Origin of the sequence: Neobacillus drentensis (assembly GCF_036962125.1) — a bacterium.
In the GTDB taxonomy this organism is placed as follows: Bacteria; Bacillota; Bacilli; order Bacillales; family Cytobacillaceae; genus Neobacillus; species Neobacillus drentensis_B.
On record NZ_JBALOA010000005.1, the window covers coordinates 361,430 to 386,288 of the forward strand.

Annotated in this window: 25 protein-coding genes and 1 tRNA gene; 21 read left to right on the top strand and 5 right to left on the bottom strand. The window is 37.9% G+C overall.

Features of this window, described 5'->3' with window-relative positions; genetic code table 11:
* Positions 1–212 precede the first annotated feature (212 nt).
* Positions 213–1,166 carry a stage V sporulation protein K gene (gene spoVK / locus V7121_RS06145; protein WP_335495245.1) on the top strand — a complete coding sequence of 318 codons (954 nt, stop codon included), beginning with the start codon at positions 213–215 and terminating at the stop codon, positions 1,164–1,166.
* A 45-nt stretch (positions 1,167–1,211) separates the two neighbouring features.
* Here spoVK and V7121_RS06150 read toward each other — a convergent pair whose 3' ends face one another.
* Together V7121_RS06150 and V7121_RS06155 are read right to left on the bottom strand one after the other, a co-directional pair.
* A complete protein-coding gene (locus V7121_RS06150; RefSeq protein ID WP_335546025.1) occupies positions 1,212–2,963 on the bottom strand; it encodes a M14 family zinc carboxypeptidase in 1,752 nt (583 codons plus the stop codon).
* A 46-nt stretch (positions 2,964–3,009) separates the two neighbouring features.
* On the bottom strand, positions 3,010–3,618 hold the full coding sequence (locus tag V7121_RS06155) for a trimeric intracellular cation channel family protein (RefSeq protein ID WP_335495242.1): 609 nt from the start codon (positions 3,616–3,618) through the stop codon (positions 3,010–3,012).
* 197 nt (positions 3,619–3,815) lie between these two features.
* Here V7121_RS06155 and hflX point away from each other — a divergent pair, with 197 nt between their 5' ends.
* The 5 genes from hflX (at position 3,816) to V7121_RS06180 (ending at position 8,809) form a co-directional block, all read left to right on the top strand.
* Positions 3,816–5,075: a GTPase HflX gene (gene hflX / locus V7121_RS06160; RefSeq protein WP_335495241.1), complete on the top strand. Its 1,260-nt coding sequence runs from the start codon at positions 3,816–3,818 to the stop codon at positions 5,073–5,075.
* A 15-nt stretch (positions 5,076–5,090) separates the two neighbouring features.
* A complete protein-coding gene (locus V7121_RS06165; protein ID WP_335495240.1) occupies positions 5,091–6,362 on the top strand; it encodes an aminotransferase class I/II-fold pyridoxal phosphate-dependent enzyme in 1,272 nt (423 codons plus the stop codon).
* A 137-nt stretch (positions 6,363–6,499) separates the two neighbouring features.
* Complete coding sequence (locus tag V7121_RS06170) at positions 6,500–6,901, top strand: MerR family transcriptional regulator (RefSeq protein WP_335495238.1); 402 nt, start codon at positions 6,500–6,502, stop codon at positions 6,899–6,901.
* 37 nt (positions 6,902–6,938) lie between these two features.
* Complete coding sequence (gene glnA, locus V7121_RS06175; protein WP_335495236.1) at positions 6,939–8,273, top strand: type I glutamate--ammonia ligase; 1,335 nt, start codon at positions 6,939–6,941, stop codon at positions 8,271–8,273.
* A 275-nt stretch (positions 8,274–8,548) separates the two neighbouring features.
* Positions 8,549–8,809, top strand: a complete 261-nt coding sequence (locus V7121_RS06180) for a hypothetical protein (protein ID WP_335546027.1) — start codon at positions 8,549–8,551, stop codon at positions 8,807–8,809.
* Between the two features lie 102 nt (positions 8,810–8,911).
* Here V7121_RS06180 and lexA read toward each other — a convergent pair whose 3' ends face one another.
* A complete protein-coding gene (gene lexA / locus V7121_RS06185) occupies positions 8,912–9,535 on the bottom strand; it encodes a transcriptional repressor LexA (RefSeq protein WP_335495233.1) in 624 nt (207 codons plus the stop codon).
* Between the two features lie 156 nt (positions 9,536–9,691).
* On the opposite strand from lexA, the gene yneA reads away from it, so the two are divergent.
* The 8 genes from yneA to V7121_RS06225 all read left to right on the top strand — a co-directional run bounded on the left by yneA (position 9,692) and on the right by V7121_RS06225 (position 17,884).
* Positions 9,692–10,018 (top strand): cell division suppressor protein YneA, encoded by a 327-nt coding sequence (gene yneA, locus V7121_RS06190; protein ID WP_335495232.1) that lies wholly within the window; start codon positions 9,692–9,694, stop codon positions 10,016–10,018.
* Between the two features lie 13 nt (positions 10,019–10,031).
* The gene (locus tag V7121_RS06195; RefSeq protein ID WP_335495230.1) at positions 10,032–10,679 is read left to right on the top strand and encodes a YneB family resolvase-like protein; all 648 of its coding nucleotides are present in this window, start codon (positions 10,032–10,034) and stop codon (positions 10,677–10,679) included.
* Between the two features lie 79 nt (positions 10,680–10,758).
* Positions 10,759–10,989: a DUF896 domain-containing protein gene (locus tag V7121_RS06200; RefSeq protein WP_335495229.1), complete on the top strand. Its 231-nt coding sequence runs from the start codon at positions 10,759–10,761 to the stop codon at positions 10,987–10,989.
* Positions 10,990–11,170: 181 nt separating this feature from the next.
* Positions 11,171–13,177, top strand: coding sequence for a transketolase (gene tkt / locus V7121_RS06205; protein WP_335495228.1), 2,007 nt, complete (start codon positions 11,171–11,173; stop codon positions 13,175–13,177).
* Between the two features lie 254 nt (positions 13,178–13,431).
* Positions 13,432–13,872 (top strand): sporulation inhibitor of replication protein SirA, encoded by a 441-nt coding sequence (sirA, locus tag V7121_RS06210; RefSeq protein WP_335495227.1) that lies wholly within the window; start codon positions 13,432–13,434, stop codon positions 13,870–13,872.
* A 71-nt stretch (positions 13,873–13,943) separates the two neighbouring features.
* Positions 13,944–14,156, top strand: a complete 213-nt coding sequence (locus V7121_RS06215) for a YneF family protein (protein WP_373561664.1) — start codon at positions 13,944–13,946, stop codon at positions 14,154–14,156.
* Positions 14,157–14,337: 181 nt separating this feature from the next.
* Positions 14,338–16,089: an ABC transporter transmembrane domain-containing protein gene (locus V7121_RS06220; protein ID WP_335495226.1), complete on the top strand. Its 1,752-nt coding sequence runs from the start codon at positions 14,338–14,340 to the stop codon at positions 16,087–16,089.
* 1 nt (position 16,090) lies between these two features.
* Complete coding sequence (locus tag V7121_RS06225; protein ID WP_335546030.1) at positions 16,091–17,884, top strand: ABC transporter ATP-binding protein; 1,794 nt, start codon at positions 16,091–16,093, stop codon at positions 17,882–17,884.
* 43 nt (positions 17,885–17,927) lie between these two features.
* Here V7121_RS06225 and V7121_RS06230 read toward each other — a convergent pair whose 3' ends face one another.
* Positions 17,928–18,104: an aspartyl-phosphate phosphatase Spo0E family protein gene (locus V7121_RS06230; protein WP_335495223.1), complete on the bottom strand. Its 177-nt coding sequence runs from the start codon at positions 18,102–18,104 to the stop codon at positions 17,928–17,930.
* A 277-nt stretch (positions 18,105–18,381) separates the two neighbouring features.
* Between V7121_RS06230 and V7121_RS06235 the strand changes: the two genes are divergently transcribed.
* Positions 18,382–19,089, top strand: coding sequence for a cytochrome c biogenesis CcdA family protein (locus V7121_RS06235; protein WP_335495222.1), 708 nt, complete (start codon positions 18,382–18,384; stop codon positions 19,087–19,089).
* Between the two features lie 171 nt (positions 19,090–19,260).
* Positions 19,261–19,740, top strand: coding sequence for a CcdC family protein (locus V7121_RS06240; protein WP_335546032.1), 480 nt, complete (start codon positions 19,261–19,263; stop codon positions 19,738–19,740).
* A gap of 369 nt (positions 19,741–20,109) precedes the next feature.
* Here the strand turns inward: V7121_RS06240 and V7121_RS06245 are convergent, their stop codons facing one another.
* A complete protein-coding gene (locus V7121_RS06245) occupies positions 20,110–20,535 on the bottom strand; it encodes a DUF2621 domain-containing protein (protein WP_335495219.1) in 426 nt (141 codons plus the stop codon).
* 323 nt (positions 20,536–20,858) lie between these two features.
* Here V7121_RS06245 and V7121_RS06250 point away from each other — a divergent pair.
* The 5 genes from V7121_RS06250 to gabT all read left to right on the top strand — a co-directional run bounded on the left by V7121_RS06250 (position 20,859) and on the right by gabT (position 24,749).
* Positions 20,859–20,955: transfer RNA gene (locus V7121_RS06250), tRNA-Sec, on the top strand.
* A 153-nt stretch (positions 20,956–21,108) separates the two neighbouring features.
* Positions 21,109–21,819, top strand: coding sequence for an ABC transporter ATP-binding protein (locus V7121_RS06255; protein ID WP_335546034.1), 711 nt, complete (start codon positions 21,109–21,111; stop codon positions 21,817–21,819).
* A 112-nt stretch (positions 21,820–21,931) separates the two neighbouring features.
* Complete coding sequence (locus V7121_RS06260) at positions 21,932–22,174, top strand: hypothetical protein (RefSeq protein ID WP_335546036.1); 243 nt, start codon at positions 21,932–21,934, stop codon at positions 22,172–22,174.
* A 56-nt stretch (positions 22,175–22,230) separates the two neighbouring features.
* Positions 22,231–22,668: a GNAT family N-acetyltransferase gene (locus V7121_RS06265; RefSeq protein ID WP_335546037.1), complete on the top strand. Its 438-nt coding sequence runs from the start codon at positions 22,231–22,233 to the stop codon at positions 22,666–22,668.
* Positions 22,669–23,402: 734 nt separating this feature from the next.
* A complete protein-coding gene (gene gabT / locus V7121_RS06270; protein WP_335495217.1) occupies positions 23,403–24,749 on the top strand; it encodes a 4-aminobutyrate--2-oxoglutarate transaminase in 1,347 nt (448 codons plus the stop codon).
* Positions 24,750–24,859 lie beyond the last annotated feature (110 nt).

Here is a 24,859-nt window from a genome sequence, read left to right on the forward strand (position 1 = left end):
GCTCCAGGCCATACGCCGCTGACCAGGGCGCTTCCGCTTTTTTTATTTATTAAAAAACTTCTTTAATGAAATTCACAGTGTTTGAATACATATAGTTTGAGGGATTATGCATTCCTTTACGCAAATATTATTCGGAATTTATTAGCATGAATTCCGAGTGGCCATACAAATCATATTCTGTAAACTGTTGGCGAAAATGAGAGGTGAAAGCTTTGGACCAACCCATTCGGATGAAAAGTAATGGCCAAATAAGTGTTGTTCTCAATTCACAAAAAGGGATAACAAAAACCATTTCTAAAGAGTTACCAGACTTTCAAGTCGTTCCAAAGGATATTCCTCCCGAGCATTCTGCATTAAAGGAAATTGAAGAGGAACTTGGAGCTTTGGTTGGCATGGAAGAAATGAAAAAGATGATCAAGGAAATTTATGCTTGGATTTATGTGAATAAAAAACGTGAGGAAGTTGGATTGAAGGCAAGAAAACAGGCTCTCCATATGATGTTTAAAGGAAATCCAGGGACAGGCAAAACGACCGTCGCAAGATTAATCGGAAAGTTGTTCCAAAAAATGAATGTCCTCACAAAAGGTCATCTCATTGAAGCAGAGCGGGCTGACCTCGTAGGTGAATATATCGGTCATACCGCACAAAAGACAAGGGATTTAATTAAGAAGGCCCAAGGGGGGATTTTGTTTATCGATGAGGCGTACTCATTGGGACGGGGCGGAGAAAAGGATTTCGGCAAAGAGGCGATTGATACCCTTGTTAAGCATATGGAGGATAAACAGCATGAGTTTATACTTATCTTGGCGGGATATTCACGTGAAATGGAATATTTTTTGACTCTAAACCCCGGACTTCATTCACGCTTTCCATTAGTGATTGATTTTCCTGATTATAATATTGAGCAATTAATCGAAATTTCAGCAAGGATGTTACAGGAAAGAGAATATACCTTTAGCCATGAAGCTGAAAAAAAGTTAAAGGAACATTTAATATGGGTGAAAGCAGTACTAAGTCCCAATAGTTTCTCAAACGGAAGGTATGTCCGAAATATTATTGAAAAATCAATCCGCGCTCAGGCGATGAGACTGCTCATGTTAAACAGTTATGACAGGCACGAATTAATGACCCTTAGAAGCAATGACCTTGTCTTTGAGGAAGATTAAGCAACATTGAAAAAGCGGCAGATTCCTGGATTCTGCCGCTTATTACTATAGATCTTTCTCCGGAATGGCTGTTAATTTATCAAGTTCAGCCTTGATTGCTGCCTTTTTGTTGGCAAGCATGGTTTCAGTTTTTACGAAAAACTTGTATTTACCAGGAAATTGTTTCATTTTATCCTCTTTGAAAATAACTGCATCCTTTTCAGTTTTTTCAAGCACACCCAGCTGTGATTGAACCTCGGAAATATTTCCAGTTTTGAGCAGATTTTCAATTTGAAGGGTCAATTGATAGCGTTTCATTTCGTACATGGTATTTTCTTTGGTAATAATCGCTGGATTAATATATTTTTCATTAGCTATTTTTATTACATTGGAACCAAAGAGACTTTTCATTGTTTTTGTTGCTGCGGTAGTGAGTGTGCTTAATTGCTGCTGTTGTAAGACTGTAGCATCCGTTAATATCCCAGCTTCAAATGCTTTTATATAGGAACTCTGGAAAGTTTTTAATTTCTCACCTGCATTTATGGCTGCGAAGTATTTTTCTGAGTAGCCTAATTGTAATTTAATTGCTTTTTGATAGCCTTCAAGTTTCTTTTGATTGACAGAATACAACTTTGCCGTTTGCTGGCCTAATCTTTTGCTTTCATATTTTACTGATGTGTATAAACTAGTGAAGTTTTTATCAATTTTTAAACTGTCCGAATTTTTAATATTACTAGAGTAATAGGGTTGGAGCTTAGTTGCTTGTGTTTGTAGAATCGTGTATTTTGTTTTCAGTGAGTTATAATTACGTTCATTATAGAGTTTTGAACCTTCCGTTGCTAGAAATAGCGAAACCGCCTGATTTTCCTTCCAGGCTTTTGGGAATTCACTTAAAGGAGGACTGTTTTCATAGACAGATTTCGAGATTTCCGGTGTAAACGCAGGTCGTTTCTTAACTGATATAAACCAATCGGTAAAACCGCCTCCACCTGTAGCTTTTTTATTATAGATTAAGGAATATCCGGTCATCTTCCGGACCTTTTTTGCATAAGCAAGATCTCTTTTATAACGTGTTGAATCTTGTTTATAATTCCAATATAAAATTTTGCCTGTACTATGGTAGGAAACAGCTACTTCAGGGTCAATTCCTTTGACGAAATTTAAGATTGCTTTCACTTCGGCTGCTGTTGCAGGAGCTTTCCCTTTATAGTTTTTGTAAGAAGGCTTTTCGGGTCCTTTTAAATTATTCCAGCCGGCATCATATTGCCTGTTGAGATCAATACCTTTACCGTTTGCCTTCCAGCGTTTAAAATTTTTGCTGCCGTTATTCATTTTGATGAGTGATTTATGTACGTTTTTTGGAAATGCTTTTAAACCAGATTGCTGTAAGGTTACTCCATCTGGATTGACCATTGGGACAAACCAAATAGTTGTTGATACTAGGACTTTCTTGGCGTCATATCCGTTTATTTTTTTGTTTTTCATATAAGCATCAGCATATTGATTGAGCATGTACATATTTAAAGTGGTTGTCATCCATTCACGAGCATGATGTGATCCGTTAATGAAAATAGTTGCAGGACCTTTCCCCAATGAAATGGCATAAATATTCCGTCCATACTCCGATTTGCCAATTACTTTAACAGTGACTAAATTAGGGTAGGCACGTTTTAATTTCTGAATATCTGCAGCCATTTTTGAGTAGCTATATACCTGCTTTGGATTGACGAAGATGGAAGAGGCTTGAGCATATTCCGAAAATGATAGTCCAGAAAATAATAAAATTAAAATCATAGTAATAGCTTTTAATCTGCGCAACGATGTTCTTTCCTTTCTACTAACAAACATACTAAACTATTAATAATTATGAATGGGTCTCCAGTTTTCTAATGGGCAGTCTCCAATCATAAGTGTACGAAAGAACTCGTAAAACAGTCACAAGGACAAATAGTGAGTATAATTCCCAAGAATGCGTAGCAATCTTTAATCCGATAAAAAGAGCTGCAAGAATTGCCCAGAGTGCATAGATTTCCGCTCTTAGAACAATGGGCTTTCTGCCAGCTAATAGGTCGCGTATAATCCCGCCGCCAATTCCGGTTAATACTGAGGCAACGATAACCGCACTTAGTGGCCGGTCCATGTTCACCGCGTACATAGCTCCCTGAATGGCAAACGCCGATAGGCCAATGGCATCAAATAAGTTCCCCCATTTTTGCCAATGTTTGAGCAAATTGCTAGGGAATAAAAACACCGCTGTTATCGATAACAAGGCAATTTGAAAAAATATCCCCTGATCCCAAAGAGCAGATACCGGAACCCCGATTAACAAGTTTCGAATCGCCCCCCCGCCAAAAGCAGTGACAATCCCTAAAATGTAAACACCAAAAATATCATATTCCTCTTCCATCGCTATAAACGCACCGCTGACAGCGAAAGCAATCGTTCCAATCATACTTAATACATCCCATGTCATTTGTTCTGATATCTCCTTGAAGTTAATTTTTAAAATACACTATTTATATAGTAAAAAAGTAACTGATAATAAACATTAAAATTTTATCATGATGTGGGAAAAAAACAATAAGTTTTTCTTGGTATTTGGAGAAATTAGTGATAATAACCTTTTTTTGTTATGATGAAAGGTAGATGTTTAGGAAGGAAGGATGCCTTTTGGAACAAAAAGAAACGAAAGAAAAAGTAATCCTCGTAGGTTGTCAAACTAGCGGGGACGATGATTTACGTTTCCAGTATTCTTTGGAGGAGTTGGAGGCATTAACAAAAACCGCCCAGGGTGAAGTATTGGTATCTGTCGTTCAAAAACGAGAACGCCGTCATCCAGCCACTTATATCGGAAAAGGGAAAGTAGAGGAACTCAATGCACTGGTAGAAGAACTTGAGCCGGATGTTGTTATTTTTAATGATGAACTCTCACCCAGTCAAAAGAGAAATCTTGCCGCGGAACTGAATGCCAGGGTTATTGACCGCACCCAGCTTATTCTAGATATTTTTGCCCAAAGAGCAAGGTCGAAAGAGGGAAAACTCCAAGTCGAACTTGCCCAGCTGCAATACATACTCCCGCGGTTAGCGGGTCAAGGGACAGCCCTTTCGCGACTTGGGGCAGGGATTGGAACAAGAGGACCTGGTGAAACAAAGTTAGAGTCAGACCGCCGTCATATCCGTCGCAGGATTGATGATATAAAAAGTCAACTTTCCGTCATCGTTCAACACAGGGAACGGTACCGGGAAAGACGGAAGAAAAATAAAGCTTTTCAGGTCGCGATTGTAGGTTATACCAATGCCGGAAAATCAACCCTGTTTAATCGATTATCTGAAGCGGAGTCATATGAGGAAAATCAATTATTTGCGACCCTTGATCCGATGACTAGAAAATTAATTCTTCCTAGTGGTTTCTTAGCCCTGATCACAGACACAGTCGGCTTTATTCAAGATTTACCGACTGCCTTGATTGCTGCCTTCAGGTCGACCCTTGAGGAAGTAAAGGAAGCAGATCTACTACTGCATGTGGTGGATATGTCCAACCCAGATTATTTTCAACACGAAAAAACAGTAAAAAAACTGCTCGATGATCTGGATGTTAAAGATATCCCACAAATAACGGTATATAATAAGAAGGATATTCAACATGCTGATTTTGTCCCAACCGCCGACACCCCTACCGCTTTTATTAGTGCATTTGATGAAGGGGACCGTTTGGCGTTAAAACAGCAAATGGAAAAGGCAGTAATGGAAATGATGGATTCTTACGAGGTTAGCATTCCCTCCACAGAAGGGAAATTACTTTCTTTATTAAAAAATGAGACCATACTAAGAGAACTGGTATTTGATGATGAGGAAGAGTTCTATCGCTGTAAAGGCTATACTTTAAAGGATCATCAAATAACAGGTCAATTACAGAAATACAAAATGTAGATAGGAGATTCAGGCATGTTTCAACAGTTAAAAAATGGGGGAAAACTTCAGCCAATCGTTACGGAAATGGAACAACTAATCGCTGGAGTACATAAGGAAATCGACAAAAGAATAGAAACCAATCAATTTAGGGTTCTACAAAGTTTTCAAAAACATCGGGTCAGTGATTCTCATTTTATTCCTACAACCGGATATGGGTACGATGACATCGGCAGAGATACGCTGGAATCGGTCTATGCCGATGTCTTTGGCGGTGAAGCAGGACTGGTTCGCTCTCAAATTATTTCTGGAACTCATGCGATTTCGATTGCCTTATTCGGTGTTCTGCGGCCCGGGGATGAATTGCTTTATATCACAGGTAAACCATATGATACCTTGGAAGAAATCGTCGGACTTCGTGGTAACGGGGTGGGGTCGCTAAAAGAATTTGGCATCTCATATGATAGTGTTCCTCTTACTAATGAAGGAGAAATTAACTGGGACCAGGTGGCTGGTAAAATTAAACCAAATACAAAAGTGATTGGGATTCAGCGCTCTAAGGGGTATGACCCTAGACCTTCCTTTACAGTTGCTCAGATTGGCGAAATGATTAAGTTTGTGAAAGAAATTAAACCGGATGTCATCGTCTTTGTTGATAACTGCTATGGGGAATTTGTGGAAGAAATGGAGCCGTGTCATGTTGGGGCGGACTTAATGGCTGGTTCTCTTATCAAAAACCCTGGTGGAGGGATTGTGAAGACGGGTGGATATATTGTTGGGAAAAAGCAATGGGTCGATGCCTGTTCTTACCGGATGACCTCACCTGGAATTGGGGCAGAAGCCGGTGCTTCCCTTTATAGTCTTCAAGAAATGTACCAGGGCTTTTTCCTTGCGCCTCATGTAGTGGGGCAAGCTCTAAAAGGGGCAGTATTTACGGCCGCCATGCTGGAGAAATTAGGGATGAATTCCTCCCCCAAATGGAATGCTAATCGTACGGACCTAATTCAATCCGTACAATTTGATGACCCAGATAAAATGATTGCTTTTTGCCAGGCGATTCAATTTGCTTCTCCAATTAATTCATACGTTACTCCCCACGCGAGCTATATGCCTGGCTATGAAGACGACGTAATCATGGCAGCAGGAACCTTTATTCAGGGAGCAAGCATTGAACTAACAGCCGACGGACCAATTCGACCGCCATATGTTGCCTATGTACAGGGTGGATTAACGTATGCACATGTAAAAATGGCCGTATGCCTAGCAATTGATCATTTAATTGATAAAGGTTTAATGGAACTTCTATAAAATAGGTTAAAGGGCAACTTTTTAAGTTGTCCCATTTTTTTAAAAATTTCATGTAAGAAAACCTAACATACCATTGACAACTTTTCTAACACGAAATATAATAACAATATAAATAACCCACAGGGAGGAGTAATCTGGTGAGTGGAAAGGAAATTCGCCGTTCTATGCCACTGTTTCCAATCGGAACTGTCATGCAATTAACGGAACTTACAGCCAGGCAAATTCGTTACTACGAAGAACACCAATTGATTTCTCCGGCTAGGACCGAGGGGAATAGACGCCTATATTGTTTAAATGATATTGATAGGCTTCTAGAAATTAAGGATTTAATTGATCAAGGTGTGAATATGGCTGGCATTAAACAATTGTTCCTTGTGAAGGAGCAACAATCCAACATCATTGAACAACAAACTGAAAAAGTTAAACGTGAATTAACAGATGAACAACTGAGAAAACTGTTGCGCAACGAAATGATGCATACGGGTCGAAACAATCGTCCCTCATTACGTCAAGGTGATATGTCAAGATTCTTTCATTAAAATGGAGGCATCTTTTTAAAAAATAGGGGGTTAGAAAATGGCAAAGTATTCAAGAGATGATATTAAAAGATTAGCAGTGGAAGAAAACGTGAAATTTATCCGTTTACAATTCACCGATATCCTTGGAACCATCAAAAACGTGGAGATTCCAATCAGTCAATTAGAAAAAGCACTGGATAACAAAATGATGTTTGACGGTTCTTCCATCGAAGGGTTTGTACGTATTGAAGAGTCCGATATGTTACTATATCCAGATCTTAGCACATGGGTGGTATTCCCGTGGACAGCTGAAAAAGGGAAGGTTGCACGCTTAATTTGTGATATTTACACTCCTGAGGGAAAACCATTTGAAGGTGATCCTCGTAATAACTTGAGAAGAGTATTAAAAGAAATGGAAGAGTTAGGATTCACTAACTTTAACCTTGGACCTGAGCCTGAATTTTTCTTATTTAAATTAGATGAAAAAGGTGAACCAAGTTTAGAATTAAACGACCAAGGTGGTTATTTTGATTTAGCACCAACAGATTTAGGTGAAAACTGCCGCCGTGATATCGTTCTTGAATTAGAAGAAATGGGCTTTGAAATTGAAGCTTCTCACCATGAAGTAGCACCAGGTCAGCATGAAATCGACTTTAAATATGCTGATGCCCTTACAGCATGTGACCAAATTCAAACCTTTAAACTTGTAGTTAAAACAATTGCTCGTAAACATGGCTTGCACGCAACCTTCATGCCTAAACCATTATACGGCGTAAATGGCTCTGGAATGCACATGAACCTTTCATTATTTAAAAACGGAGAAAATGCATTCTATCAGCCGGGCAGCGACTTAGACATGAGTGATACAGCTCGTCAATTCATTGCAGGTATCCTTAAGCACGCTCCAGCCTTTACAGCTGTAACAAACCCAACTGTAAACTCATATAAGCGTCTAGTTCCTGGCTATGAAGCACCATGTTATGTCGCTTGGTCAGCAAGAAATCGTTCGCCATTAATTCGTATTCCTGCTTCTCGTGGCTTAAGTACACGTGTTGAAGTAAGAAGTGTAGACCCTGCGGCAAACCCATACTTAGCAATGGCTGTGCTTCTAAAAGCAGGTTTAGACGGAATTAAAAACCAATTAACTCCGCCGGCTCCAGTTGACAGAAACATCTATGTAATGAGCAAAGAAGAAAGAATCGAAGAGGGTATCATCGATCTTCCTGCAACATTAGCTCAAGCACTAGATCAATTAAAAGCTGACGAAGTAATCGTATCTGGTCTAGGTGAGCACATTATGGAACACTTTGTTGAAGCTAAAGAAATTGAGTGGGATATGTTCCGTACAGTCGTTCACCAATGGGAACGCGATCAATATATGAGCATGTATTAATATTATCAAACCAACCCTGTCGCTCTTGTGGCAGGGTTTTAATTTTTAGTTGGAAATTACGTGCTTGACGACCCGAATGGCTGAAAATATCAAAGAGCGGTAGTCAATAGCCCTCATTGACGACCCGAATGGCTCAAATTAACAAAGAATGGTCGTCAATCCCAGTATATGACTAAATTATTTCCTTAATTTTCTTGAATAATTCACATTTATCTTTGTTCTTCCACTTATATATAGTATATGCTTAACTTGAAAACATTTGGGAGGTGCTCTAATTGTATAAACTGCAAATTTGTAATGCTCTAACCCAAGAAATACTTCGTGAAAAGACGTATAAGAAACCGGATCTTATTCTAAGTTTACTAGATTCAGCAGCCAAAGGTCAGGAATGTTTTCTATTTGATGAGCAACGAAGAACGTTAAAAGGGGAATATGTGAGCCATTCCACTTTAATGGAAGCGGATACACAGGTATATAAAGTACTTTTTAAAGTTAAATTATCTGAAATACAGGCACGGATAGCAAAATTAGCATAAGAAGGGGGAAGCATGCCGCTCCCTTTTTATGAAATTTCATTTTATGAGTTGAATAAACATAAAAAAGAGTTGGCCACAAAAAATGGCCAACTCTTTTAATCTTTAATGTATATGTCGGTAAACACCAATGACCTTACCTAAAATAGAAACATTCCGTAATATAATAGGGTCCATTGTAGAATTTTCCGGCTGCAGGCGTATGTAATCTTTTTCCTTGAAAAATCTCTTACAGGTGGCTTCATCTTCCTCGGTCATCGCTACAACAATATCCCCGTTATTTGCAGTAGGCTGTTGTTTTACAATGACATAGTCTCCATCTAGTATTCCTGCTTCTATCATACTCTCACCCATAATTTCTAGCATGAAAACCTGTTCGTCTGCAGGGGCAAGGCTTTCTGGTAGAGGGAAATATTCCTCCACATTTTCAATCGCTGTTATTGGTATTCCTGCTGTTACTTTACCAACCACTGGCACATTTACGACTGCATTTCTAGGTATATGGGCTGCTGCATCTGCTTCTAATATTTCTATTGCTCTTGGTTTAGTTGGATCCCGTCTAATCAGTCCTTTGCTTTCCAACCTTGCTAAATGACCGTGAACTGTTGAACTGGAAGCTAGTCCAACCGCTTCTCCAATTTCCCTTACTGAAGGGGGATAACCTTTACTCTTAACCTCACTTTTAATGAAGTCTAAGATATCCTGCTGTCGCTTTGATATTTTAGCCATGATAAAATCCACCTCGCCTGGTTAATGTTGTGTTTATTATACCATGTTCGCATTTTTTATACAAACATAAGTTCGAAAAATAGTTGACAACAAACAAATGTTCGATTTATAATCAAGTTAGTTAGACGAACATACATTCTTGTAGAGGTGTTAATAATGAAAAAATTATGGAACAAATACTCTTATGCTATCACTCTTATTATTTTGAGTTGTTCTCTTTCAATCATAGTGTCTTGCCAACATCAAGCAAACGATCAAGATAAATATTTAAAGATTACAATTACAGAAGGCGATTCCTTGTGGGGAATTTCAGAGCAATTTTCCGAACAACATTCATTATCAAACAAAGAATTTGTTGCATGGACAAAAAAGCATAATCGAATTGATGATGATCAAATTTTTCCAGGTGAAGAAATAATTATCCCTGTCAGCAACGAAAAGGTCTCATCTACAAAGGAATTAGCGAGTGCCGTTGGAGAATAGAAAGGAATTTTTTATGAAAGCAATCATATACTGCCGAGTCAGTACAAACAAAGAAACGCAAGAAACTTCAATAAAACGTCAAGAAGAGGAATTACTACAACTGGCAAAATCGTATCAATTTGAAATTGATACGGTGATTAAAGAAAAGGCAAGCGGCTACGATTACGACCGGGAAGGCATTTTTCAATTATTGGAACGAATTAAGGATGAGAAAGTGGATGCAGTTTTGATTCAGGACGAAACCCGACTGGGAAGAGGGAATGCAAAGATTGCAATATTACATTGTATCCTAAAAGAAAATATTAAACTGTACAGTATCTCTCATAGTGGCGAATTACAACTGTCTGAATCGGATTCCATGGTTTTAAAAATTGTTGGTATGGTCGAGGAATATCAACGAAAGCTTCATAATGCCAAAATTAAGCGTGGTATGAGACGAGCAGTCCAAAATGGCTATAAACCCGAAAAAAACTTAAAAAACCTAGGAGAGGCCTCTGGGCGGGACAAAATTGAAGTGCCAGTGGAAGAAATTGTTCGGTTAAGGAAAAATGGCTTGATATTCTCTGAAATAGCTGCCACGTTGAGAGGTTTTGGGTATAACATTTCTAAAGCTACGGTACATAGAAGATATCAAGAATTTATAGAATCCCAAGAAGAGTAGACCTTGTGCCTTGTCATTAGGTTCTTTTTTTAGTAAAATCAGGTGTCATGTAAACCGGCAGAAAGGTAGGTGCACTCGGGTGCTATCCAAAGAGAAAATGGTTAGAATTAATGAATTGGCAAGGAAAGCAAAATCAACAGGCTTGACTGAAACAGAGGCAAAAGAGCAATCTAAATTAAGAAGCGAATATTTGGCTACTTTCCGTTCGAATATGCTTGATACCCTAACCAACACAAAGTTTATTGACCCTGAAGGAAACGACGTAACACCAGAAAAAATTAAAGCTAGGAAAAAAAATACACTGCATTGATAATCCAGGAATACATTTTTGTATTCCTATTTTACATAGAGTGCCTACTTAAATGGCACAATAATAACAAACAAAGATATTTTTAATTGTTATTATTGTGCTATTTGTTGAATAAAACATGGCAGCAATATAAAATTGAAAATGTATTTAGTAACCTAGTGATTAGGAAAGGATGTAATTCATGTTTAATACTATTGATGATTTATCTGTTACCTCCATTCGCACGCTTGCAATTGATGCGATTGAGAAAGCAAACTCCGGCCACCCAGGAATGCCGATGGGTGCAGCGCCAATGGCCTATACATTATGGACAAGGTTCATGAACCAAAATCCAAAGAATCCACACTGGTTTAACCGAGATCGTTTTGTTCTATCAGCAGGACATGGTTCAGCATTGTTATACAGCATGCTTCACTTGTCAGGTTTCAATTTAACAATGGATGATCTTAAACAATTCCGCCAATGGGGTTCAAAAACACCTGGACATCCAGAATACGGTCATACTGAGGGCGTTGAAGCAACAACTGGTCCACTTGGACAAGGAATTGCAATGGCAGTTGGAATGGCGATGGCAGAACGTCACGTCGCAAGTGTTTATAATAAAGATAATTATGAACTTGTGAACCATTTTACATACAGCATTTGCGGTGATGGCGATTTGATGGAAGGGGTATCTGCGGAAGCCTCCTCACTTGCAGGTCACTTGAAACTTGGTCGCTTGGTTGTTCTATATGATTCAAACGATATCTCTCTTGATGGCGACTTAAACAAGTCTTTCTCTGAAAGTATTAAGGAGCGTTATCAATCTTACGGATGGCAATATCTTCGTGTTGAGGATGGCAACAATCTTGAAGAAATTGCGAAGGCTTTGGAAGAAGCTAGAAGTGATTTAGACAGACCTACAATGATTGAAGTGAGAACAGTAATTGGTTATGGTTCACCTAACCGCGCTGGAACTTCTGGTGTTCATGGGTCACCACTTGGAGCAAATGAGTTAAAACTAACAAAAGAAGCTTATAAATGGACCTTTGAAGAAGATTTTCATGTACCACAAGAAGTATACGATAACTTCCAAAAACTCATTGTTGAAAACGGTGAGAAAAAAGAAAAAGAGTGGAATGACCTTTTCGCTCAATATAAAAAAGAGTACCCAGAATTAGCTACACAGCTTGAACAAGCATTAAATCATGACCTTCCTGAAGGATGGGATAAAGATATTCCAGTGTACAGTGAAGGGAAAAGTTTAGCAAGCCGAGCTTCATCAGGTGAAGTAATCAATGGGATTGCCAAGAATCTACCAATATTTATCGGTGGGTCTGCAGACCTTGCCGGATCGAATAAAACAATGATTAAAGGTACGAATGACTTCATGCCTGGCTCATATGAAGGCCGCAATATCTGGTTTGGAGTACGTGAATTTGCAATGGGTGCAGCTATGAACGGGATTGCTCTTCATGGCGGCGTAAAAGTCTTTGGCGGAACATTCTTTGTCTTCTCTGATTACTTACGTCCAGCGATTCGTCTTGCGGCATTGATGGGCTTACCTGTTACCTATGTGTTTACCCATGATAGTATTGCAGTTGGGGAAGACGGCCCAACACACGAACCGGTTGAACAGTTGGCAGCATTACGTGCCATGTCTGGCTTATCAATCATTCGTCCTGCAGACGGCAATGAAACAGCAGCAGCTTGGAAGCTAGCAGTAGAGTCTACAAACAAACCAACTGCACTTATTTTAACTCGTCAAGATTTACCTACATTAAAAGGAACCGATACAAATGCCTACGAAGGAGTTTCAAAAGGTGCTTATGTCGTTTCACCTTCAGAAAGAGAAACTCCAGATGCGTTGTTACTAGCAACTGGTTCAGAGGTTAGCTTGGCAGTTGAAGCACAAAAAGCTCTAGCTGGAGAAGGTGTCCATGTTTCGGTGGTAAGTATGCCTTCATGGGATCGCTTTGAGCAACAATCCCAAGAATATAAAGACTCTGTCTTGCCAAAAAGTGTGAAAAAACGTCTTGGAATTGAAGTTGGGGCTTCATTTGGCTGGCACAAGTATACAGGTGACGAAGGCGATGTACTTGCTATCGATCATTTCGGTGCTTCAGCACCAGGTGAAAAGATTATGGAAGAGTTCGGCTTCACTGTAAACAATGTAGTTGCACGAGTGAAGGCACTATTACAAAAATAAAATATTAATGTATTAGGAGAGCGGAGTTCATCCGCTCTCTTTTTTGCTTTTTAGCAATCGGGAATTCTACAATATTGTGAACAATGTTTAATCTTACAGGAAAATTCAATAAATATACCGAATTTAATGAAAAAAAAGCTTGCAATTCTTTCAATCGACAAAAGTAGTGAAAGTTTTTGCCGCCGTAAGACAAATGTTTCGCTTGTCTTTTTTTATAATAGTAAAAAGGGTTACCAACGAAGGAGAGGACAGTGGTGAGAAAATATCAGCTATATTTAATAGAAGATGAATTTGCTACCCATTACTTCGGAAGAGAGCGATTATTTTTTCAGCTTTTTCAAGAAAATCATAAAGCAAACGGTGAGCTTAAATTTATTACTCAAAGACAAATTTCCTATATAACCAAAAAGGTCGAGGTTTTGAAGATTCACCAACTCATTCAAAAGCAACTGGGAAAAATTAAGGGGTTTAAAGCTGAGAATGGTGCATATTCAATTGAATTAAGCGGAAAACTAAGTACGGCAAAGTTAGAAGTTTTCCAAGATTTAATTACTATTGATGCTCAAGGAAGCTATGAGGCGGAGACTGCTTTTTTTGAAGTGCTTAGAAAATGTGAGTCCTCCTTTTTAGCACTTGACTTGGAACATCAACGTTACGGCTGGTTAAAGCCGATAAAAGAAAGAAAATTTATCTGAGTGCAGATATTGTCTAATCGTGTTTTATTTAGTACACTGTATGGTAGACAACACGAAGGAGGAAGTTGAATATGTATTACGTTCTAGTTGGTATACTAGCATTAGCAGCTGGTGTAGCACTAGGATTTTTCATTGCTCGTAAGTATATGATGAGCTACTTAAAGAAAAATCCGCCTATCAACGAACAAATGTTGAAAATGATGATGATGCAGATGGGACAAAAGCCATCACAAAAGAAAATCAACCAAATGATGGCTGCAATGAACAAGCAACAATCAAAATAAACGAACAAGCACTCATAGCAATGGGTGCTTTTTTCGTGTTCGTTGAATAATTCTTAATGTTTATTATTTTATAAAAATTTGGTAAAATAGAACCTCGGCTAATGTTTCTTTTACGAGAAAACAAAAATTTAGAAAGAAAATCATCGATGGTTTGCTTTCTTTTGTTTTGGGGGGCGTGTTAATGAAAGTATTCTTAGATTTGGGCTGGTACTTTAAAAAAGAGAAAAAAGCATATCTTAGTGGCATTTTAATCTTATTGTTGGTTGCCCTTTTGCAGTTAGTGCCGCCTAAAGTGATTGGAATTATCGCTGACGAAATCAAGGAAAGAACAATAACAAAAGGTAACCTTCTGAGATGGATGGGTGTCCTTGCTGTTGTGGGCTTGGCTATGTATTCCTTACGGTACTATTGGAGAATTATGATTTTTGGTTCCTCGGTAAAGCTAAGTAAACTGCTACGAAATCGACTGTATCACCATTTCACCATGATGTCTCCCTCATTCTACCAAAAACGTCGAATTGGGGATTTAATGGCCCATGCAACCAACGACCTGCAAGCGATTCAGCAAACCGCTGGTATGGGTGTCTTAACGCTTGTTGATTCACTTTCAACTGGGGGCTTTGTTATTTTGGCGATGGCCTTTACAATCAGCTGGAAATTAACATTAATTTGTTTGATTCCTATGCCGTTTATGGTTATGCTGACAAGTTGGTTTGGGACGATGCTTCACCGAACCTTTTATCAGGCTCAAGAAGCATTTTCTTCGTTAAATGATAAAACACAGGAGAGTATTACCGGAATCAAAGTCATTAAGACGTTTGGTCAGGAAATGGAAGACATTGAGGATTTTCGCAAGCAATCAGAGGATGTCGTCCAAAAAAATATCACTGTCGCGAAAATTGACTCCCTATTTGACCCAACAATTTCGATTATTGTTGGAATTTCCTTCTTTTTATCGATTGTGTTTGGGGCAAAGTACGTCCTTAGTGGTGAATTAACGATCGGGGAATTACTATCGTTTACTACATATTTAGGTTTACTTATCTGGCCCATGCTTGCTTTTGGATGGTTATTTAACATCGTAGAGCGTGGCAGGGCTTCCTATGACCGTGTTTCCCTGCTCCTACAGGAAAAAGTAGAGATAACAGACAATAAGGATGCCTTAAACGTTGTGCCAGCAGGGGATATTGAATTTAACCTCGCTGATTTTACTTACCCAGGCGAAACTGAACCCGTATTAAAGGATATTCACTTTTCCCTTCACCAAGGAGAAACACTTGGAATTGTTGGTAAAACAGGAGCAGGAAAAACAACACTATTAAAGCTGCTGATTCGTGAGTTTGATAGTTATCACGGGGAAATTACCTTTGGCGGGAAGACTATTCAAGAATACAGGTTAGAAAAATTACGGGAAGCAATCGGTTATGTCCCACAAGACCACTTTTTATTTTCAGCCTCCGTCGGAGAAAATATTGCCTTTACGAACCCTAACGCATCAACAAAGGATGTAGAGTCTGCAGCAAAGATAGCGAATATTCATGATGACATTCTCCAGTTTAGTGACGGTTATCATACAGTTGTGGGAGAAAGGGGAGTGTCCTTATCAGGTGGGCAGAAGCAAAGAATTTCGATTGCTCGGGCAATTCTAATGAATCCAGAAGTATTGGTCCTCGACGATTCCCTGTCGGCAGTAGATGCAAAAACTGAAGAGGCCATCCTTTCTGCTTTAAGACAGGAAAGGGCAGGAAAAACAACTATCATTACTTCACACCGATTAAGTGCTATCCAACATGCAAATCTCATTATCGTCCTCGAGGAAGGCAGAATTGTGGAAAGTGGAGACCATGAGGTGTTAATGCAGTCTGATGGTTGGTATAAAGAAATGTATTTACGCCAGCAGCTAGAAGAGCTGGTCGAGCATGGAGGACATTAATATGGATGAAAAAATTCAGCTTTCAGAACGTGAACAACGAACAATTTTATTCCGGTTACTGTCCTACACCAAACCACATAAAAAAAACATTGCGCTTGCTTTTATTTTGCTACTTTTAACTACGATTGGTGATATTGTTTTGCCGATTATTGTAAAAATATTTATAGATGATTATTTAACACCTGGCAAGTTAGCGTATCAGCCCTTGGTCCTTTTAGGATCGACCTACATGGCCATCCAAATTATTAAAGCATTTCTCATGTTCTTCCAATTTGTGAAATTCCAAGAATTAGCTTTGAAAATTATCCAACAGCTGCGGATTGATGTCTTTTCGAAGGTTCAGTCACTGGGACTTAGGTATTTTGACCAAACCCCTGCAGGTAGCATCGTCTCAAGGGTAACGAATGATACGGAAGCTATTAAAGACATGTTTGTGACTGTGATTGCAACCTTTATCCAGGGCGGCTTTTTATTAATTGGTATTTTCATTGCGATGTTTATTCTGAATATCAAACTTGGGTTATTCTGTGTCGTGTTAATACCGTTATTATTGTTTGTTATGAACCTATACAGAAAATTAAGTTCCCGTTTTTACCTTGATATGCGTGAACGCCTAAGCCAATTGAATGCCAAGCTCAGCGAGTCTTTATCAGGAATGAGTATTATCCAAGTGTTTCGTCAGGAACAACGACTTCGCGCTGAATTTGGTGCGATTAATGACCAACACTTTAACGCAGGTATGAAAAATATTAAAATCGATGGGCTTTTGTTAAGACCAGCGATTGATTTAATTTATATTGTTGGCCTTATGATTGTATTAAGTTATTTTGGGATATCTTCTTTTAACCATGTGGTGGAAATCGGTGTATTATATGCCTTCATCAATTATTTGGATCGTTTCTTTGAACCGGTCAATCAGATGATGATGAGGCTCTCCTTATACCAACAAGCAATCGTCGCTGGTTCTCGTGTCTTCAAATTGTTAGATGAGGAAGAACTAGCACCACTGCAACAGGAGGAGGAAAGGCTATCCATCCAGCAAGGTAAAATTGAATTTAAGGATTTAAGTTTTTCCTATAACGGGAAACAGGATGTCTTAAAACATATTTCATTCACGGCAAATCCAGGTGAAACAGTGGCACTAGTCGGTCATACTGGAAGTGGGAAAAGCTCGATTATCAACTTGCTGATGCGATTCTATGAATATGAACGGGGTGACATCCTAATAGATGGTCAATCGATTCGTCATTATACAAAGTCAGAACTTCGCGATAAAATGAGCTTGGTTTTACAGGATCCTTTCCTATTTTATGGGACGGTTAAAGACAATATCCGCCTCCATTCGAGTGAAATGACGGATGAACAGGTAGAAGAGGCGGCAAGGTTTGTTCAGGCTCATACATTTATAGGAAAGTTGGAAGATGGGTTTGACCATAAAGTAGTTGAACGGGGGACTACCTTCTCAAGTGGTCAACGGCAATTAATTGCTTTTGCCAGAACGATTGCGACGAACCCTAAAATCTTGGTGCTTGATGAAGCAACTGCCAATATTGATACAGAAACAGAGGAAGCAATTCAAACTGCACTTGCTAAAATGCGAAAAGGACGAACAACAATTGCAATTGCGCATCGCCTCTCCACCATTCAGGATGCGGATTTAATCTTAGTATTGCATCAAGGAAAAATTGTCGAGAGAGGAACCCACCAAGAGTTGCTTGCTTTAGGAGGGTTGTACCATAAAATGTTCCTTTTACAAAACGGAGCGGTCGAACGACTGGAGGATGTTGTTAATTAATAGAAAAAGCCTGGCAATTATATGCCAGGCTTTTAACTCGTTTCTAACACGCTGAGGAGGGAATCTTCTTTATATATATTCGATGATATTCATTTAATAGATGATCGAGTTCTTGACTGTAGCGAATTGCAACGGAGGATGTCAAGCCGTTAGTAGTTGCGACTTGAATTAATTCAGCACGTTTTTTTTCAATTAGGTTTACTAAATCTTTTTTTGTCACGGCTGATGTCCTTTCCGGAGTAACTCCTAAATTTTGGTTGAAATAGAATACTAATATATCAAATTTGGATTGATTTTACTAGTATAACCTATGATGTAAATTTTTTCAAAGACAATTGTCAATAAATATCCATCCAATTTATGCATAAATTTTGGGAAGTCCTATTTGTAATCAATAGAAAAACTAACAGCGACACAAAATATTCAAGTTAACCATTATCTTTTATAACAAACATTTGTTAGAATATAAACGTATCGACTATAGTGGGAGTGTTAATATGTCAGATGTAAATATATTTTTAGCATTAGGGGCAGGTTTTTTAAGTTTTATTTCACCCTGTTGTTTACCGCTTTATCCTGCATTTCTCTCGTATATTACTGGAATGTCTGTTGGGGAGTTAAAAAGTGAAAATGCCATGCTTCAAAAGCGGAGTCTACTCCACACTTTATTTTTTCTCTTAGGTTTTTCAATCATATTTATTGCAATTGGATTTGGAACTTCGTTTCTCGGAAGTTTTTTTCTTCAGTATAAAGATCTGATTCGACAGTTGGGCGGAATTTTTATTGTCTTTTTTGGTTTGGTCATCGTCGGGATTTTAAATCCGAAGTTTATGATGAAGGACCGCCGCATAGAATTTAAGAATCGTCCTTCAGGATACTTTGGCTCGGTCTTAATTGGAATGGCGTTTGCAGCTGGTTGGACACCATGTACTGGCCCAATTTTATCCTTTGTTATATCTTTGGCTGCGACAAACCCAGGTTCTGGCATGTTGTATATGATTGCTTATTCACTAGGTTTTGCGATCCCATTCTTCATCCTCTCCTTCTTCCTTGGCCGCATGAATTGGATCAAGAAGAACAGTGCAAAAATTGTTAAAGTTGGCGGTTACATAATGATTGTCATGGGTATTGTCTTATTCTTTGACTGGATGACAAAAATCATTACAATCTTTTCAGAGATGTTTGGCGGATTTACAGGGTTCTAATTAAACTCGAAATATATTATTTTTATGAAAAGGGAAACTTCTAAGTAGAATTTTTCCTTTTTTCATCTTTTTGGTTAAAAAATGGGACATTTAACATGAGTTAATTTTTTTCAAATCAATTTATTTGAGATATAATGAGTTAGAAAATAAATTAGATAAGGAATGAATCTAATGAACTTAGTTGTTGCTTCTTCGATTGGAGCGGTTTTTATGGGCACCCTAGCCTTGGTGGTCCGTATGAAAGCTGCCAAGAAACCCACCAATGCGCTTAAGATTATTCTTCCACCACTGTTCATGTCCAGCGGGGCACTTATGTATATAGAACCGCAGTTTCGACTAACTGGGGCTGAAATGCTCGAGGCAGCGGTCGTGGGGATGTTGTTTTCTATCTTACTCATTAAAACCTCGAAATTTGAGATTCGCGATAACGATATTTATCTAAAGCGATCTAAAGCATTTTTCTTTATATTAGTGGGTCTATTAGTAGTTCGTCTCGTGATGAAATCCGTCTTAAGTGCAACGATAGACTTTGGTGAATTAAGCGGCATGTTCTTCTTCCTTGCCTATTGCATGATCGTACCTTGGCGTGTAGCGATGTATGTGGATTACAAGAAACTGTTTAAGCAGCTCCATGGTGGTAAACAGGTATAAATTTGATGTGTGAGACTGGTCCTTTTTGGGGGCCAGTTTTTTTATTTGTTAGGTGGGGGTGCCATTTTAGATGGTTTAGTGAGTGGCTATTTTGAGGAAAAACGGTTCATTGACCGAAGAGAGGAATAAATGGAGCTTGCGGTCAATGAGAGCCTGTTTCATTGACCGATGAGGGGGAAAAAGAGGGCTTGTGGTAAATGAAAGCGTGTTTCATTGACCGAAGAGGAGAAAAAAGAAGGCTTGTGGTAATTGAAAGTTCCGGTCATTTACCGGTGAATATATAAAAAGAGAGTTGATGGAAAATGAGAGGCTCAGGTTCATGATATTATCCATTTTATAGCAACAAAAAACCGTCTAGAGTTAGACGGTTTAAAATAAATGCTCAAAAGGAGCGACATCGATTCGATTTTCAAAGAGCTTTTTGCGTAGAAATTTATGATCTCTTTTTGGTGTGGCTTGAATATAACCGCGAATAACGAGATCTTGAGTAATTTTAGCTGCCTGTTCTTTTAATGCGATTTCGCCAATCTTTCCAGCAATCTTATGTCTGGCCACATCACGGAAAAGCTCAGGAACCGGGCTAACTAAATCCTCTAGGAGCTCTTTCTCTTCAGGACCCCACAAGTGACGGGATTCATTAACAAAATGTTCTTCCCAATCCATCACAGACTTGCCGTCTTCTTTCGGCATTTTTTTTAAAAATTTCCGGAACATAAAAAATCCACCAATGGCAAAAGAACCAACTAGGAAAAATACCCAAAATAGGATAAACCATAAAAACCAACCATGAAGCATTCTATTCACCTACATTAATAACAATTTTATCATCTTATTATAGTCTGTTTTTATTAGTTTAGACAAGTATTGGACATAATTGAATGGACTAATACGAATACCTTGCATGGAAAAACCGATTTTTAGGTAGGCGCTCAGTTCCACTAAAAAAGGTCAATGGCAGGTGCAAAGCATGTCGAAAAAGTGACAAATACGCTAGTTCTATTGATTATTACCATATTCCATTGTAATATGATGACAAGTGATAAAATCTAAAATACATGTATGGTCACGAAAAGACTGTGTTTCAATAGTCCTTACCATCTTGATATATTAACATCAATGGGGCTGAATGGGGTACTGGTGTCCTCCACAGTCTTCAAAACTGCTTGAGACCTGCGTGCCAGGTCTGGTGGGTTCGATTCCCACGCAGTCCCGCCAAATTAGCATTTTCAATAAATTACAAGACTTCTTACATACACAACCTTTTGCTTATTATAAACAAAACAGGGCGAGACCAAGAAATAATGAAAATTTATGTCCAGAGCCTCCAAATAATAATATTTGGAGGTTTTTTTATATGCTTAAACTCATATGACTGTCCGCCAAAACGTTGGGGATGGACTGAAAATGAAAGGTATCCCAAAAGATGATCGAGAAAGCCGGGTTAATAAAATTCTAAAATTGGTGCAAATGGAGAACTTTTCGGCAAGAAAACCAAGGGAAATGTCTGGCGGTCAGGAACAGCGTATCGCAGTGGCGAGAGCAATCGTAAACAATCCTTCTGTTTTGTTAGATGAGTCACTTGGAGCATTATATCTGAAATTACGTAAAGAAATGCAGTTGGAATTGAAGCATCTACAACAGTCCTTAGGTATTATTTTTATTTATGTCACACATGACCAGGAAGAAGCATTAACGATGAGTGATCGAATTGCAGTCATGTATGATGGCCGTATAGCTCAATTAGATACTCCTGAAGAAATCTATTATCAGCCGAAAACGGAATTTGTTGCTGATTTTATTGGAGAAACTAATATGTTGAAAGGTAAGGTATCTGATATACAGGGTAATAAGGCCACTATTGATTTATTTGGTCATAAATTTGCTGTTGATCATAAACAAGAGTTTAGTCTGAATGGGGAGGTTATTGTTTCGATCCGTCCAGAAACCTTAGTCGTTTCTGAAGATGAAGCATTTTTAAGAGGAACGGTGAAAGAAATGATTTTTGTCGGTTCCAATCGTAAAGTTGTTTTAGAGTTAAGCGGGGGGCAAGAACTTACCTTAACGGAACAGTGGAAATGATAGAATAGAATTGCAAGTGTCTATTGTTGGAATAGAAAAAATTCTCGGATAAAAGATATAATTTAGGACAGTTTAGGAAGATAAAACCTTTATCAATTCGGAGAATATAAAAATGTTAATAGACAAAATAATAAAATTCGAAAATAATTTTGCAGAGATTCAATCAAAAGTAATCGAAAAACCTTATGGGAAAATCTTTTATGATAAAAATAATCCTTTTTCTTATGATAGTAATCATGCATTCCTTTATGAGGATTCTGTTTATGAATTCGCGATTAAGGATATTGTGAGTTTTTATCAATCGATAGCTTTCACTCCACGAGTGTACACATTCACAAGAAATGAAGTAAAGTAGGTCAATATTTTGAAAGTAAAGGATTTATTAAATCATTAGAAGAAATTTGTTTCTTTGTGCAAAAAGATAAAAAAAGAATAGATATTCATCAGACCCTGCATTTTAAAAGGTTACATAATATAGATGAATTAGTAGTTGAATTACTCAGCTCGGATAAAGAACAAGGTGAGTGGGGTTATAAATCTCTGTTAATATCGATAGATAACGAAAATTTTTATTTGTTTGGTGGATACGTTGATGAAGAATTAGTTTGTATCGCTTCCTTGTACAAGAATGAGGATATTTCAAGGATAAATGATGTATTTACGAAAAAAGATAAAAGAGGTAAGGGTTATGGTAGCCAATTAATTTATTTTATTACTGATTTTAATGATAAGATACTAAAAACAATAAGTTATTTATATGCTCATAATCCTAATGCAATAAAAGTATATAAAAAAGCTGGATATGAGGAAATAGATGTAATTGTGAGAGGTTGTTACTGGTTAGAATAATACCCGTGCCATTCAATCAATAAGGTGAGTTTTTTTATTGCTCTCCAGTGGTGGAAACCGAAAAAATGAAATTACGCTTAAATAGAAGTATACGTGAGGTTGCCAATGTGCAGCCTTTTTCTTTTGTCTTAAAACCTTCATATTGATAGCATTTTCAAAGTGACAGATATCACGGTAACAGATTCCTAAACCACGATAAGATTGTACGGTCTGAAATCAATCTGATAATAAATATAAATCATCCTTTTATCATAATTAGGATAGCTATAAAAAAAGGAGGAGCAAAATGATCATTCACATTTTTCTTGAGATTATGTTTGCCGTCGTATCAAAAGTAATTAAATAAACTATTAAAGGAATCACAAATGAAAATCCCAAACGAAATAACTAACCACTGGCTTGTAACTGGTGCACATATCTATGATTAAAATTTTAGTATAGGAAAGATACATTATGGACGATTTAAAAATATTATTGACAACTATTCGGAATGTTTGTAAAATTAAAAATAAATTAATGCGTTTTATATGCTTTAATTTTGAGTAAAGTAAGTTTTGGGAAATTTAAAAAGTAACTGCCAAATCTAATTGACTTTGTTGAGAAACGAAGCAAAACTTAGATTAAGAACCAGTTAGATTAATGAAATGAGAGACCTTTTTTTAGGTGTTCTATTCATTAATGTGATTGGTTCTTTTTTTGCAGTTAAAGTGTCATATTTAATAGGAGGGATAACATTGGTAAATGTAAAAGAAGTAACGAATGTAGAAGCTAATAAATCAGCTGAATTAAAGCGAAGGCGAGAGAAAGCGGTTCCAAGAGGTCCGTATCATGTGACAGGAATTTATGTCGATTCTGCTAAAGGCGCGATTATTAAAGATGTTGATGGAAAAGAATACATTGATTTTGCCGGTGGAATCGGTATTCAAAACATTGGACACAATCATCCGAAAGTAGTAGAAGCTATTCAAAACCAATTATCTAAATTTATTCACACCTGTTTCCATGTAGCTCCTTATGAAAGCTATGTTGAGTTAGCAGAAAAGTTAAATAAAGTGACACCAGGGAAATTTGAAAAGCAGACAATGTTTGTAAATAGCGGATCTGAGGCTGTAGAAAACGCTATTAAAATCGCAAGGAAATATACTGGAAAACCAGGGGTGGTATCATTTGACCGTGCATATCACGGCCGCACATTATTAACATTAAGCTTGACAAGTAAAGTTGAACCATATAAAAAAGGCTTCGGTCCTTTCGCAAACGAAACCTATCGTATGCCTTACCCTTACTATTACCGCAGTGAAGATAGCATGACTAATGAGCAAATAGATGATCAAATTCTTAACAAGTTTAAAGATTTCTTCCTAGCCGAAGCTTCACCAGAAGCAATTGGAGCCATTATCATGGAACCGGTACAAGGAGAAGGTGGTTTTATTGTTCCTTCTGCTCGTTTCGTTCAAGGACTGAAACGGATTTGTGAAGAAAATAATATTCTTTTCATTGCAGATGAAATACAAACAGGTTTTTGCCGTACTGGAAAACTTTTTGCGATTGAACATTTTGGCGTAGAACCTGATTTAATCACGATGTCCAAGTCACTGGCTGCCGGCATGCCATTAAGCGCAGTGACAGGAAAAAAAGAAATCATGAATGCTCCTGGAATAGGCCAACTAGGTGGAACTTTTGCAGGAAGCCCGTTAGCATGTGCCGCTGGCTTAGCTGTATTAAATGTTATTGAAGAAGAAAATTTAGTAGAAAGAAGCGCGTGGATTGGCGAAAAAATTCAATCGAAATTGCGTGAGTTTCAGGAAAAGTTCCCGGTTGTTGGTGAAGTACGTGCTTTAGGAGCAATGTGTGCAATTGAATTAGTCACAGACCATGAGACAAAAACTCCAAATAAGGCGTTGACGGGAAATATTGTTGAAGCTTCATGGAAGCAAGGGCTAATTTCCCTAAGTGCTGGAGTTTATGGAAATGTTCTTCGCTTTTTACCACCTGTGACAATTACAGAAGAACAATTGGAGAAAGGCTTATCTATTTTGGAAAATGTCATTGCTCAAGAAGTGGAGAAAAAACAGCCCTGATTATAGAAGAGACGATAATGATGAGAAATTATTTAAATTATATTGGTGGTCGCTGGACGGAATCGTCAACAGGAGAGAAACATTAACATTTCAATCCAGCTAAACCTTAT